General features: G+C 71.9%; 14 protein-coding genes. 3 read left to right on the forward strand and 11 right to left on the reverse strand.

All coding sequences use genetic code 11. From position 1 onward, the window contains the following. Nucleotides 1-23 precede the first annotated feature (23 nt). The gene (locus tag FS825_RS05405) at nt 24-1013 is read left to right on the forward strand and encodes an ATP-binding cassette domain-containing protein (RefSeq protein WP_144711463.1); all 990 of its coding nucleotides are present in this window, start codon (nt 24-26) and stop codon (nt 1011-1013) included. Next, a complete protein-coding gene (locus FS825_RS05410; protein WP_144711464.1) occupies nt 1010-1840 on the forward strand; it encodes an ABC transporter permease in 831 nt (276 codons plus the stop codon). Before FS825_RS05405 ends, FS825_RS05410 begins: the two co-directional genes overlap by 4 nt. Here FS825_RS05410 and FS825_RS05415 read toward each other — a convergent pair. The 10 genes from FS825_RS05415 to infA all read right to left on the reverse strand — a co-directional run bounded on the left by FS825_RS05415 (nt 1822) and on the right by infA (nt 10365). Beyond that, nucleotides 1822-5040 carry an AfsR/SARP family transcriptional regulator gene (locus FS825_RS05415; RefSeq protein ID WP_144711465.1) on the reverse strand — a complete coding sequence of 1073 codons (3219 nt, stop codon included), beginning with the start codon at nt 5038-5040 and terminating at the stop codon, nt 1822-1824. The two genes, FS825_RS05410 and FS825_RS05415, sit on opposite strands and share 19 nt — an antisense overlap. A 34-nt stretch (nt 5041-5074) precedes the next feature. Beyond that, nucleotides 5075-5563, reverse strand: a complete 489-nt coding sequence (locus FS825_RS05420) for an SRPBCC domain-containing protein (RefSeq protein WP_144711466.1) — start codon at nt 5561-5563, stop codon at nt 5075-5077. A gap of 1 nt (nt 5564) precedes the next feature. Further along, nucleotides 5565-5978, reverse strand: coding sequence for an ArsR/SmtB family transcription factor (locus tag FS825_RS05425; protein ID WP_144711467.1), 414 nt, complete (start codon nt 5976-5978; stop codon nt 5565-5567). A gap of 23 nt (nt 5979-6001) precedes the next feature. Next, nucleotides 6002-7105, reverse strand: coding sequence for an FUSC family protein (locus FS825_RS05430; protein ID WP_144711468.1), 1104 nt, complete (start codon nt 7103-7105; stop codon nt 6002-6004). Nucleotides 7106-7177: 72 nt separating this feature from the next. Beyond that, entirely contained in the window at nt 7178-7765 is a 588-nt protein-coding gene (gene rplQ, locus FS825_RS05435) for a 50S ribosomal protein L17 (protein ID WP_144711469.1), read from the reverse strand. A 68-nt stretch (nt 7766-7833) separates the two neighbouring features. Then, nucleotides 7834-8829: a DNA-directed RNA polymerase subunit alpha gene (locus FS825_RS05440; protein WP_079237370.1), complete on the reverse strand. Its 996-nt coding sequence runs from the start codon at nt 8827-8829 to the stop codon at nt 7834-7836. A 205-nt stretch (nt 8830-9034) separates the two neighbouring features. Next, entirely contained in the window at nt 9035-9433 is a 399-nt protein-coding gene (rpsK, locus tag FS825_RS05445; protein ID WP_017885507.1) for a 30S ribosomal protein S11, read from the reverse strand. Nucleotides 9434-9442: 9 nt separating this feature from the next. Next, nucleotides 9443-9817, reverse strand: a complete 375-nt coding sequence (rpsM, locus tag FS825_RS05450) for a 30S ribosomal protein S13 (protein WP_058728274.1) — start codon at nt 9815-9817, stop codon at nt 9443-9445. 139 nt (nt 9818-9956) lie between these two features. Continuing rightward, nucleotides 9957-10073 carry a 50S ribosomal protein L36 gene (rpmJ, locus tag FS825_RS05455; protein WP_022903266.1) on the reverse strand — a complete coding sequence of 39 codons (117 nt, stop codon included), beginning with the start codon at nt 10071-10073 and terminating at the stop codon, nt 9957-9959. A 70-nt stretch (nt 10074-10143) separates the two neighbouring features. Continuing rightward, nucleotides 10144-10365, reverse strand: a complete 222-nt coding sequence (gene infA / locus FS825_RS05460) for a translation initiation factor IF-1 (protein ID WP_017885509.1) — start codon at nt 10363-10365, stop codon at nt 10144-10146. 292 nt (nt 10366-10657) lie between these two features. Here infA and FS825_RS05465 point away from each other — a divergent pair, with 292 nt between their 5' ends. Beyond that, complete coding sequence (locus FS825_RS05465) at nt 10658-11953, forward strand: LCP family protein (protein WP_144711470.1); 1296 nt, start codon at nt 10658-10660, stop codon at nt 11951-11953. 184 nt (nt 11954-12137) lie between these two features. On the opposite strand, the gene map is transcribed toward FS825_RS05465, so the two are convergent. Beyond that, nucleotides 12138-12917 (reverse strand): type I methionyl aminopeptidase, encoded by a 780-nt coding sequence (map, locus tag FS825_RS05470; protein WP_395885766.1) that lies wholly within the window; start codon nt 12915-12917, stop codon nt 12138-12140. Between the last annotated feature and the right edge of the window lie 31 nt (nt 12918-12948).

Here is a 12948-nt window from a genome sequence, read left to right on the forward strand (position 1 = left end):
TCACCACGAAAGGACCTGCGCGAATGACCACCACACCGCTCGCGGTCGAGGCCACCGGCCTCGTCAAGACCTTCGGGACGAACCGCGCGGTGGACGGTGTCGACCTCCGCGTGGAGGCCGGCACGGTCTACGGCGTGCTCGGCCCCAACGGTGCCGGCAAGACGACCACCATCTCGATGCTCGCGACCCTGCTCCGGGCGGACGCCGGCGAGGCCCGCGTCTTCGGCCACGACGTCCGCCGTGAGGCTCAGCTCGTCCGCTCCCTGATCGGCGTGACCGGCCAGTACGCGAGTGTCGACGAGACGCTCAGCGCGACCGAGAACCTCGTGATCTTCGCCCGGCTCCTCGGGCTGTCCCGGCGGGACGCGAAGGCGAAGTCGACGGAGCTGCTCGAGCGTTTCGGGCTGACCGAGGCGGCGTCGCGTCCGCTGAAGAACTTCTCCGGCGGCATGCGCCGTCGGCTGGACCTCGCCGCGAGCCTCATCGCGCAGCCGCCGCTCATCTTCCTCGACGAGCCGACGACGGGCCTCGACCCGCGCACCCGTGCGCAGATGTGGGACACGATCCGGGAGCTCGTCGCAACGGGCTCGACGGTCCTCCTCACGACGCAGTACCTCGACGAGGCCGACCAGCTCGCCGACCGCATCGCCGTCATCGACCACGGCCGCGTGGTCGCCGAGGGCACCGGTGACGAGCTGAAGGCGTCGATCGGCACGAGCTCGCTGCAGCTCCGGCTGGCCGACGCCCTGCGCCTCGACGCCGCCCGCGCGATCGTGCGGAACACCCTGGGCGTCGACGCGGTGGCCAGCCCCGAGGGATCGCGCCTCACCGCCCCGATGTCGGACCCGGACCGGGTGACCGACCTCCTGGTGTCGTTCCGCGAGGCCGGCATCTCCCTCGCCGAGATGAGCGTGCAGAAGCCCACGCTCGACGAGGTCTTCCTGACCATCACGGGTGCCCCGGCCACCGCCGACGACGACACCCAGCGCGAGCTCGAAGGGAGCATCGCATGACCACCATCGCCCCCACCCCGACCTCGGCCCCCCGCGTCACCCCGCGTCCCGGTGTCGGCGCGACCGGCCTCGGTGCGACGATCCGGCAGTCCTTCACGATGGCGTACCGCGGCCTGGTGAAGGTCCGGCGCACGCCCGAGCAGCTGTTCGACGTGACGCTCATGCCGATCGTCTTCACCGTGATGTTCACGTACATCTTCGGTGGTGCGATCGCCGGCGACATCGGCAGCTACCTGCCCGTGATCATCCCCGGCATCCTCGTGCAGACGAACATCACGTCCTCGATCGTGACCGGCGTCCAGCTCCGCGAGGACATGGACAAGGGCGTGTTCGACCGCTTCAAGTCCCTCCCGATCGCCCGGATCGCCCCGCTCGCCGGTGCGCTCCTCGCCGACACCGTCCGCTACGCGATCGCCACGGCGATCACGTTCACGGTCGGCATCATCATGGGCCTCCGTCCGGAGGGCGGGCCGACCGCGGTCGTCCTCGCGGGCCTGCTCGTGATCGTCGTGGCGTGGTCGATCAGCTGGATCTTCGCGTACTTCGGCGTCATCGCGCGCACCGCGTCGAGCGTCTCGGGCATCGCGAACCTGGTGCTGTTCCCCCTGACGTTCCTGTCGAACGCGTTCGTGCCGACCGACACCCTGCCGGGCTGGCTGCGCTGGTTCACCGAGGTGAACCCGATCTCGCACCTCATCACCGCCGTACGGGACCTCATCAACCACGGCACCGTCACGGGCGACCTGTGGATCAGCCTGCTCGGTGCGGCGGTCGTGGTCGCGGTGTTCGCGCCGCTGACGGTCCGCGCCTACATGCGGAAGGCGTAGCGGAGGTCCTCGAGCAGGAGCCTCGCCCGCGAGACGGCCTCGGCCCGGTCCCATCCGGCCGAGGCCGTCTCGGCGTCCGCGACCAGGTCGGCGCCGACCTGGTCGACGAGGACCGGCCGGAGACGGCGGTGGGCGAGCACGGCGAAGTCCTGCCGGGTCCCGAAGCGGGTCGCCGCGCCCCAGCAGCGGGCCGCTTCCTCGGGGTGACCGCTCCGCGCGGCGGCGAGCGCCAGGCCGGCGAGGGTCGTGCCGAGCACGGGCAGGTCGAGCCACCACGGGTGCAGGCGGATCATCACGAGCGCACCGACCCGGATGCGGCGTGCGACCGCGCGTTCCTCGTCCTGGAGGCGCGGCGCGGCCCCGACGGTACGGCGTGCGGCCGCCTCGTCCACGGCCGCGATCCGTGCCGCGCCCGCCATCACGGTCCAGTGCGGCGTGTGCTTCCGGTGCGGCAGCACCCAGTCCCAGGCCGCCGCGTACTCGCGCGCAGCACCGTCGAGGTCCCCTTCGAAGCGCAGGCACTCCGCCCCGATCGCGACCGCCAGCACACCGATCTGCGACCGGTCGCCGTCGAACCCGCCTCGTCCCGACACGGGCCGGTGCTGCAGGTCGGCGGCGACCGCCCGGGCGGTCTCGACCTCGCCGGTGGCCGCCGAGCAGAGGCCGACGGTCCACCCGATCTCGTACAGGTCGTCCTCGGCGCCGAACCGCTCGAGCTGCTCGCGGGCGCGCTCGGCGTTCGCGAGGGCGTCCTCGTACCGGCCGGTCTGGGCGAGGAGCTGCGTCATCGTGACCGCGACCGTGCCGATCGTCCACGCGTCGGCCGTTCGCTCGGCGAGAACCTGTGCCCGGGTGGCGTACCGGAGGGCTGCGCGGAACTCGCCGTCGTTCTCGGCGAGGGGCGCGCTGAGCATGTTCGCGGTGCCGGCCACGCCGTCGTCGGGGTCGTCGCGGAGCCGTGCGAGCAGCGCCGTGCCCGCCGCGGGTCGGCCCAGCGTCAGGAGCAGCGCGACCTGCGCGTCGAGCACCGGGAACCCCGTCGTCCCGGCCCGACGGAGGCGACGGAGCGTGGAGATCGCCCACGCCGCGGTCCGACGGTCGTCGAACGCCGAGGACGCACCGGCGACGAGGAGGCCCACCTGGACGGCCGCGACGTCCTCGGCCGCCGGCGTCCGTGAACGCAGGACGTCGACCACGTCCGCGGCGACGCCGGTGACCTCGCCGTGCGCTCCGCGGAGCGTCCAGTAGGCGCCGAGGGCGGCGAAGAGGTGCGCGGTCGCGGAGGCGTCGTCGGCCCGCAGACCCCAGCGGAGCAGGGTCACGAGGTTGTCGGCCTCCCGCCGGACCTCGTGGAAGCGGGACAGCTGCTCGGCCCCGGTGATGGTGAAGAGGTTCCGCGAGGCGGCGAAGTCCCGTCCCCAGCCGATCATCGCCGTCCGGACGGCCTCGGTGGCGCCGCGCTCGTCGAGGCGTGCGACCCCGAACTCGCGGACGGTCTCGAGCAGGCGGTAGCGGACCGGCTCGCCCTCGAGCTCGACGAGCTGCACGAGCGACTGCTCGACGAGTTCGGCGAGGTCGTCGAGGGCGTCGTCCCGGCGTTCCGGGGTGGCGACCGCCTCGACCGCGTCGACGGCGAGCCCGTCCGGGAACAGCGCCAGACGGGTGAGGAGGTCCTGCGCGCCCGGGTCGAGCAGCCGCCAGCTCCACTCGATGACGGCGAGGAGCGTGCGGTGCCGTTCCGGGGCGCTCCGGTCGCCGCCGCGGAGCAGGGCGAACCGGTCGTCGAGCCGGCGCTCGATGTCGTCGATGCTCATGCCGCGGATCCGTGCGGCCGCCAGCTCGATCGCGAGCGGCGAGCCGTCCAGCCGGCTGCAGATCCGGCGGACGGTGTCCACCGGCAGGACGGCACCGGGTCTCGCGGCGCGCGCCCGCTCGGTGAAGAGCCGGACCGCGGCCCCGTCGGCCTCGACCGGCAGGGGCGCGAGCGGAGCCACCACCTCGCCGGCGATCGCCAGCGGTGCGCGTGAGGTCGTGAGGACGCGGAGGTCGGGATCGGCGGCGAGCAGGTCGGCGGCGAACCCGGCGACCTCGGCGACGAGGTGCTCGCAGTTGTCCAGGACGAGCACGGTCGGGCCGTCGGCGAGCGCGCGCACGACCCGGCTGCGCAGGTCCGCGACGACGACGTCCCGCAGCGCCCGAGCCGACCGGAACTCGGCCACCCCGAGGAGTGCACCGAGTGCCGGCACGATGTCCTCCGCCGCGGTCAGCGGCGCGAGCTCGAGCACCACGACGCCGCAGGTCGGCGGTACGCCGGCGGCGACCGCCTGCGCGAGGCGGGTCTTGCCGAGCCCACCCGCACCGAGGATCGTCACCAGCCGGTTGCGGGACAAGAGCTCCGCGACCGTGGCGAGGTCCGCCTCCCGTCCGACCAGCGTGTTCGGCGCGGCCCGCAGCCCGACACGGCGGGCGCGTCCGGTGTCCGCGCTCGAGCGGCGGAGCAGCTCGGCGTTCAGCCGCACCAGGTCGGCGGACGGGTCGGCGCCCAGCTCGTCGGCCAGCCGGTCGCGGTGCGCGGCGAAGGCGGCGAGCGCCTCGGCCGTCCGACCGGCGGCGACGAGCGCGCGCATGCAGCCGTCGACGGCGACCTCGTCGAACGGGTTGGCCTGCGCCTCCGTCGTCCAGACATCGACCGCCTCGTCGGCGTTGCCGGAGTCGAGCAGCGCGGCGCCGAGCCCGCGGCGGAGCGAGCGTCGTGCGGCGGCGGCGCGGTCGGCGAGCGTGTCGCCGAGGTCGCCCTCGACGTCGTCGCCCGGGCTCCCCCGCCACAGGTCGAGGGCGGCACGGAGCGCTCCCACTTCGGCGTGGTCCGATGCTGCCCGCTCGGCTCGGGCGAGGTCGACGTCGACGTCGATGTCGTCACACCCAAGCGCGTAGCCGGTGCTCGTCGACACGACGATCCCGTCGGCCACACCGCGGCGGAGCCGGGAGACGAGGGTCTGGAGCGCGGCACGCGCGCCACGGGGTCGGTCCGTCGGCCAGAGCTCGTCGATGAGTGCCTCGGTCGTGACGGCGTGTCCGCGAGCGATGACCAGCGCGACGAGGAACGAGCGTGCCAGGGCGCCCGGCACGGACGTCGGCGTCCCCGTGGGCCCCTCGACCGTCACGGGTCCGAGGACGGCGACGCGGGGCTGCTCGGGCACGGTGCGAGTCTACGGACGGTCGGTGCCGGGGCGGTCACCCGGCGCGGTAGTGCTCCCGGAGCACGGCGTACCGGGCGTCCCAGTCGAAGGCCGCGGCGGCGTCCCGGTCGCCGGCAAGGTCGAGCTCGAGCAGCTCGAGGTACGTGTGCCACCCGGGGGCGTAGTCACGACCGCCGACGCCGTCGTGCTCGAGCCGGAGCGCGGCGCCGTCCGCGACCGCTTCGACCGTGACGGTGATGGTGGTCTCGTGCTCGTCGCGGGCGTGCCACGTGGTCGTGAAGGTCCGAGGGGCCTCGCACGCGGTGACCGTGCCCTCGGTGAAGACCGTGCCGTCGTCGTACCGGGCGAGCCAGTGCCCGCCGAGGCGGAGGTCGCCCTCGTACGGTGCCATCCACCGGGACAGCCGTTCCCGGTCGGTGATCGCGTCCCAGAGGTCCTCGACGGTGGTCGGGTACGTCTGGGCGAAGCGGATGAGGTACCCGCCGGAGGGCGAGTCCTGGACGGTGCCGTCGGTGGTGCGCATGTCAGTGCTCCTCGGGGTGCGGGTCGGTCACGGCGTCGCGGGTGCGGCGACCGCGGGCGGTGTCACGGGTGCGGCGACCGTGGGCGGTCTCGGGCGGTCTCGGACGACCGCGGGCGATCTCGGTCGCGAGGGCGTCGAGCCGCTGTGCCCACAGCGCGCGGTACCGCTCGACGGCGCGGTCGAGCTCCTCGACCGCACGGGGTTCCAGCCGGTACACGCGCGCCGTTCCCCGCGGGACCGCGGAGGCGAAGCCGGCGTCGCGCAGGACCCGCAGGTGCCGGGACACGGCCGGCTGCGAGATCCCGAACTCGTGGCCGATGACGTCCGTGAGCGCGCCGGCCGTCCGGTCCCCCGCAGCGAGGAGCTCCGTGAGCCGGCGGCGGACCGGGTCGCCGAGGACGTCGAACGCGTGCACGGCCACACTCTATAACCGCGACGTTATGAAATCGAGGGCCCGGTGCGGGTGTCCAGGTCGTCCGTGGCCCGGCGCTCGGACTCGACGATCCCCCGCAGCGCGACGAGCGCGGCCGACGTCACCGCGACGTGGGACGGGTTCTCGCGCGAGGCGTCGAGGGCGTGCTCGAGCTCGGCGATCGCGTCGTCACCGGCCCCGTCCGTACTGTCACCACGGATCATGCTGGCGAGCTGCCGGAAGGCCTTCGCGAGCGGGGCGGCGAACGCGGGGTCCGGCCGGCCGAGCCCCTCGGACACCGGCCCCGAGCGGGCGACCAGCTCAGTGAGGTCGGTCGTGTACCAGGCCGCCCGCTCGAGGGCCCGGAACCGTGCACCGTCGCGCTGCAACCGAGCCCGCGACCCGCGCAGGGCGCCGCGCGGGTTCAGCCGCCGGCTCTCGTGTGCGATCGACACCCGGGAGCGGACGTCGGCGATCGCCCGGTCGAGGCTGTCCTGCTGACGGTCCCACGCCGCCTCGTCGCGCGTCCCGTCCTCGAGCACGACCGCGAGTCCGTCGAGGTGGTCGGCGAGGACCCCGTTCACCGCGTCGATGCGGTGCTCGGCGTCCCAGAAGTGCAGCGGCGGGAACACGAGGAAGTTGACGAGCAGCCCGACCACCACGCCGACGGCCATCTGCACGAGGTACCCGAGCGAGTAGCCCTCGGCGTGCGCCCCACCGACCAGCAGCACGAACAGCGCGGCCGTCGACACCCACGAGCTGCCCTCGCCGAGCACCCGGAACCCGCCGACGAGCACACCGATCCCGACCGCCAGGGCCACCGCGAGGAAGCCGGGGTCGCCCACCCACATCGTGAAGCCGGCGATGACGATGCCGAGCGCGATCCCCACGAGGGTCTGCACGCCGCTCCGGATGCCCGCGAACACCGTCGCCTGCATCGCCACCACGGCCCCGAGCGGGGCGTAGTAGGGGTACTCGGCCGCGACACCGGGGACGTGGCGGGCGATGAACCAGGCGATGACCGCGGCCGCCGCTGCCTTCGCGGCGTGCAGGAGGCGCGGCTGGGTCCCCGAGGTCCGGCTCCAGCGCCAGACCCTGGTGCCGAGCCCCGTCACGTGCTCGAACGGCATCGGTTCCTCTCGGACGAACGAGGAAGCCCCCGCAACAGGCGCTGCGGGGGCTTCCTCGTGGTGGTGTGCGACCTACTTGGCGTCGTCGGCCTTCTCGGCGGCGTCGCCCTCGACCTCGGCAGCAGCGTCGGTCTCGGTCTCGGCCTCGACCGGCGCGGACTCCTCGGTGGTCTCGGTCTCCTCGACCGGGGTCTCCTCGGTGCTGGTCTCCTCGGCGGTGGTGTCCTCCGCCGGGGTCTCCTCGACGGGCGCAGCGGCGGCCGGAGCAGCCTTGCGCGTCACCGGGGCGGGCGTGCCCGACACCGGCTCGAGGACGAGCTCGATCGACGCGAGGGGCGCGTTGTCGCCCTTGCGGAAGCCGAGCTTCGTGATGCGGGTGTAGCCGCCCTGACGGTCGGCGACCTGCGGTGCGATCTCCGTGAACAGCGTGTGCACGACGGACTTGTCACGCAGCTGCGCGATCACGCGACGGCGAGCGTGCAGGTCGCCACGCTTCGCGAAGGTGATGAGACGCTCGGCGACGGGACGGAGGCGCTTGGCCTTCGTCTCGGTGGTCGTGATGCGACCGTGCGTGAAGAGGGCGTTGGCGAGGTTGCTCAGGAGCAGGCGCTCGTGGGCGGGACCGCCACCGAGGCGGGGGCCCTTGGTGGGCTTCGGCATGTCAGTTCTCCAGTGGTGAAAGAGTGGTGCGCGCTGCGTCAGCGGCGCGCGTGCGCGTCAGCGCGAGGTCAGTTGTTGGACTCGTCCTCGTCGTACCCGCTGTAGAAGTGGGCGCCGTCGAATCCGGGGACGGTGTCCTTGAGGGACAGGCCGAGCTCGGTGAGCTTGTCCTTGACCTCGTCCACCGACTTCTGACCGAAGTTGCGGATGTTCATGAGCTGCGTCTCCGACAGGGCGACGAGCTCGGACACCGTGTTGATGCCCTCCCGCTTGAGGCAGTTGTAGCTGCGCACCGACAGGTCGAGGTCCTCGATCGGGGTCTGCAGCTCGTTCGAGAGCACGGCGTCGACCGGCGCGGGGCCGATCTCGATGCCCTCGGCCGCCGTGTTGAGCTCACGGGCGAGCCCGAACAGCTCGACGAGCGTCCGGCCGGCCGATGCGATGGCGTCGCGCGGCGTGATGGCCGGCTTCGACTCGACGTCGACGACCAGGCGGTCGAAGTCCGTGCGCTCACCGGCACGCGTCGCCTCGACGCGGTAGGTGACCTTGAGGACCGGCGAGTAGATCGAGTCAATCGGGATCTGACCGGCCTCGGAGAACTCCGAGCGGTTCTGCGTCGCCGACACGTAGCCACGGCCACGCTCGATCGTGAGCTCGAGCTCGAAGCGCGCGGTGTCGTTCAGGGTCGCGATGACGAGGTCCGGGTTGTGGATCTCGACGCCGGCCGGAGCGGAGATGTCCGCTGCGGTGACCTGACCGGCACCCTGCTTGCGCAGGTACGCGGTGATCGGCTCGTCGTGCTCGCTGGAGACGACCAGGCTCTTGATGTTGAGGATGATCTCGGTGACGTCTTCCTTGACACCGGGAACGGTGCTGAACTCGTGGAGGACGCCGTCGATGCGGATGCTGGTGACAGCCGCGCCGGGGATCGAGGAGAGGAGCGTGCGGCGCAGCGAGTTGCCGAGGGTGTAACCGAAGCCGGGCTCGAGCGGCTCGATGACGAAGCGCGAGCGGAACTCGGAGATCGATTCCTCGGTCAGGGTGGGGCGCTGTGCAATGAGCACTGTGGGATTCCTTTCGGCGGAGTGTCCGCTATATGACACTCGGCGGTACGACGGGGCCGACCGGGCCCCGACGGGTCTGTTGAGTTGTGATCACGCGCACCGATGTGCGCGATCGAACGACCAGGAATGGCCGCAGGCCCTGCCCGATCCGGACCGGACGGATCCGGTCAGGGGACGAGCAGGGCGCGGCCGGTTGCTCCTCGCGTCAGACGCGACGGCGCTTGGGCGGGCGGCACCCGTTGTGCGCCTGCGGCGTGACGTCGTTGATCGAGCCGACCTCGAGGCCGGCGGCCTGGAGGGAGCGGATCGCGGTCTCGCGACCCGAACCCGGGCCCTTCACGAAGACGTCGACCTTCTTGACGCCGTGCTCCTGCGCCTGACGCGCAGCGGACTCGGCGGCGAGCTGCGCCGCGAACGGCGTCGACTTGCGCGAACCCTTGAAGCCCACGGCCCCGGAGGACGCCCAGCTGAGGACGGCACCCGACGGGTCGGTGATGCTGACGATCGTGTTGTTGAACGTGCTCTTGATGTGGGCCTGGCCCACGGCGACGTTCTTCTTCTCCTTGCGGCGCGGCTTGCGCGCGGCAGTCTTGGGGGTAGCCATCGGGGTCTCCTATCGAGCCTTCTTCTTGCCTGCCACGGTGCGCTTCGGTCCCTTGCGGGTACGCGCGTTGGTCTTGGTGCGCTGACCGCGCACCGGGAGACCACGACGGTGGCGAAGACCCTCGTAGCTACCGATCTCGACCTTGCGGCGGATGTCGGCTGCGACCTCACGGCGGAGGTCACCCTCCACCTTGAAGTTGCCCTCGATGAAGTCGCGGAGGGCGACGAGCTGGTCGTCGGTCAGGTCCTTGACGCGGATGTCACCAGAGATACCGGTCTCGGCGAGTGCCTGGACCGCGCGGGTACGGCCGACGCCGTAGATGTACGTGAGTGCGATCTCCACGCGCTTCTCGCGCGGGATGTCGACGCCTGCTAGACGTGCCATGTGATGGCTGCTCCTGTTGTCGATGGAGGTGTGGCGCAGTGCCGGTGCTCGGGCCTCCGCCCCGAGGTGTCCACCGATGCTCGCGCATCGGCTTCTGGCACTGCGTGTTCGGTGTTGAGTTGTGGGTCCTGCTGGGAGCTCAGCCCTGGCGCTGCTTGTGGCGCGGGTTGCTCTTGCAGATCACCATGACGCGGCCCTTGCGGCGGATGACACGGCAGTGCTCGCAGATGGGCTTGACGCTGGGGTTGACCTTCATGGTTGTTTCCTCGTGCTCGCTGGCTTCGTGCTCGGCGGGTTCGCCGGGCCGTTCCTTTCCAGCTCGCGGATCACTTGTAGCGGTAGACGATCCGGCCGCGGGTCAGGTCGTACGGGCTCAGCTCCACGATCACGCGGTCCTCGGGGAGGATGCGGATGTAGTGCTGGCGCATCTTCCCGGAGATGTGCGCGAGGACCTTGTGTCCGTTGGTCAGCTCAACGCGGAACATCGCGTTGGGCAGAGCTTCGAGCACCGAGCCCTCGATCTCGATGACGCCGTCTTTCTTGGCCATAGCCTCACTGTCGCTTGATTGGATTGCTGATGTGATCCCCGAACCGGTCTGCGGGTCGGGCGCCACGCCCAAAGGGCACGGCACACCAAAGATCGATCCTATGTGGTAAACCGAGGATTGCCAAGTGGAGACGGCGAAGTCCCCACGTCTGGGGCTTCCCAGACCAGTCTGAGCGTTCCACAGTGGTTTGTCGGCCCCCTCCTGGGCGCCACAAGTCGTCGGCCCCTAGCGTGACCGGGTGCCATCCCGTCCGCGCCACCACGGCCGTGTCGGACCACCGAACGGAGACCACGTGCCCGACGCCACCCGACGCCCGCTCGCCCGCCACGGCCGACTCCCGCGCCGCCGCGGCTGGGGGACCCTCGCGTCGATCGTGGCCTCCGCCCTCGCCGTGGTCCTGGTCAGTGGGACGAGCGTCGCGGCCATCGCCGGCGCACAGCTCGCCACCGCGCCGACCACGGTGAAGCTCAGCACCGACGACCAGAGCAAGGCCCAGACGGCCGACATCACGGCGATCAAGGGCGGGGCGAACATCCTGCTCATCGGCAGCGACACCCGCGTCGGGCAGTTCGACTCCGCCGACGACGTGGACGGCGCCCGCAACGACGTCACGATGCTCATCCACATCTCGCAGGACCACACCCAGCTCACCGCCGTCAGCTTCCCGCGCGACCTCATGGTCCCGATCCCGGCGTGCTCGAACCCCGAGACCGGGACGACCTACCCGGCGGCCACGTCCGCGCAGTTCAACACCGCGCTCGGCAACGGCGGCGTCTCGTGCGTGGTCGACACGGTCGAGAACCTCACCGGCCTGAGCATCCCGTACGCGGGCCTCATCACCTTCGACGGGGTCATCGAGATGTCGAACGCCCTCGGTGGCGTCGACGTCTGCGTCGCGGAGCCGATCAACGACACCTACACCGGGCTCCACCTCACCGCGGGGTCGCACAACCTCGAGGGGTCCGACGCCCTCGCCTTCCTCCGCACCCGGCACGGCGTCGGCGACGGCAGCGACCTGGCCCGCATCAGCTCGCAGCAGGTGTTCCTGTCCGCGCTGCTCCGCAAGGTCACGTCCGACGGCACGCTCTCGAACCCGATCACGCTCTACAAGCTGGCCGGTGCCGCCCTGTCGAACATGACGCTCTCGGACGGCCTCGCGCAGGCGCGCACCCTCGTCGGCCTGGCCGGGGCCCTCCGCGGGATGAGCACGGCGAACATGCTGTTCGTGCAGTACCCGGTCGCGGACGACCCGGCGGACAGCGCGCGCGTGATCGTCGACCAGGACGCGGCCCACACCCTCAACGTCGCCCTGCAGAGCGACCAGAAGACGTCACTGAGCGACTCGTCGACCGGCCGGGCGTCGGAGGAGTCCTCCGGTTCGAGCGGCACCGCCACCACGGCGCCGTCGACCGGCACGTCGAGCGGGACCGGTTCGAGCACGGGCACGAGCACGGGCACGGGCACGGGCACGTCGAGCGGCACGAGCAGTGGCGCCACGAGCACCGCCACCACGTCGGCGACTCCCCTGCCGTCCTCGATCACCGGGCAGAGCGCCTCCGAGGAGACCTGCTCCGTCGGCAACGACTAGCCGCGGGGCTGACGACAGGTGCCTACGGTCCACCCGTGCGGACGTCGTGGACGTGCGCAGGAGCCGGACGGGAGGCGCGTGCCGGGCCCGCACCGCGCCTCCAGGCCGACGGGTGAGAGCGTGGGACCACCGTGGCCGACGCGTCCGGACGGCGCGTGTTGCGGGCCGGACCGGGAGGCGCGACCTACGGGATCGGGACCGGCGTCACACCCAGCGGGGCCAGACCGGCGGCGCCGCCGTCGGCGGCCGTGAGCACCCAGATGCCGCCCGCGTGCACCGCGATGCTGTGCTCCCAGTGCGCCGCGTCGGAGCCGTCGAGCGTGCGGACGGTCCAGTCGTCGTCGTCCGTCGTGCTGTCGATCGTGCCGGCGGTGACCATCGGCTCGATCGCGACGACGAGACCCGGCTTGACCGCCGGACCGGCACCGCGGACCCGGTAGTTGAACACCGGCGGGTCCTCGTGCATGGACCGGCCGATGCCGTGGCCGGTGAAGTCCTCGACGATGCCCCACGCGCCGGTCTCGTCGATCGCGTCCTCGATCACGGCGCCGACCTCGTGCAGGTGCTTCGTGTGGGCGAGGGCGGCGATGCCGTGCCAGAGCGCGCGCTCGGTCGTGTCGCAGAGGGTCTGCCGGGCCGCGGTGAGGCCGGCGTCGCCGCCGGGGACGACGACCGTGAAGGCGCTGTCGCCGTTCCAGCCGTCGACCTCGGCGCCGGCGTCCACCGACACGATGTCACCGGGCTGCAGGACCCGGTCGCCCGGGATCCCGTGCACGATCTCGTCGTTCACGGACACGCACAGGGTGTGCCGGTACCCCGGGACCAACTGGAAGTTCGGGATGCCGCCACCGTCGCGGATGACCCGCTCGGCGATCGCGTCGAGCTCGCCCGTCGTGGTGCCCGGGCGGATCGCCGCACGGACCGCGGTCAAGGCCGCCTCGGTCAGCAGACCGGGCGCGACCATGGCGCGGAGCTCCTCCGGCGACTTGTAGATC

The sequence above is a fragment of the Curtobacterium pusillum genome, from assembly GCF_007680845.1.
Lineage (GTDB): Bacteria > Actinomycetota > Actinomycetes > Actinomycetales > Microbacteriaceae > Curtobacterium > Curtobacterium pusillum_B.

Bases quoted from the DNA above. Each gene is read 5' to 3' on its own strand.
- FS825_RS05405 (WP_144711463.1), top strand. From the start codon at position 24: ATGACCACCACACCGCTCGCGGTCGAGGCCACCGGCCTCGTCAAGACC.
- FS825_RS05410 (WP_144711464.1), top strand. From the start codon at position 1,010: ATGACCACCATCGCCCCCACCCCGACCTCGGCCCCCCGCGTCACCCCG.
- FS825_RS05420 (WP_144711466.1), bottom strand. From the start codon at position 5,563: ATGCGCACCACCGACGGCACCGTCCAGGACTCGCCCTCCGGCGGGTAC.
- FS825_RS05430 (WP_144711468.1), bottom strand. From the start codon at position 7,105: ATGCCGTTCGAGCACGTGACGGGGCTCGGCACCAGGGTCTGGCGCTGG.
- rplQ (WP_144711469.1), bottom strand. From the start codon at position 7,765: ATGCCGAAGCCCACCAAGGGCCCCCGCCTCGGTGGCGGTCCCGCCCAC.
- rpsK (WP_017885507.1), bottom strand. From the start codon at position 9,433: ATGGCTACCCCCAAGACTGCCGCGCGCAAGCCGCGCCGCAAGGAGAAG.
- rpsM (WP_058728274.1), bottom strand. From the start codon at position 9,817: ATGGCACGTCTAGCAGGCGTCGACATCCCGCGCGAGAAGCGCGTGGAG.
- rpmJ (WP_022903266.1), bottom strand. From the start codon at position 10,073: ATGAAGGTCAACCCCAGCGTCAAGCCCATCTGCGAGCACTGCCGTGTC.
- infA (WP_017885509.1), bottom strand. From the start codon at position 10,365: ATGGCCAAGAAAGACGGCGTCATCGAGATCGAGGGCTCGGTGCTCGAA.
- map (WP_395885766.1), bottom strand. From the start codon at position 12,917: ATGGTCGCGCCCGGTCTGCTGACCGAGGCGGCCTTGACCGCGGTCCGT.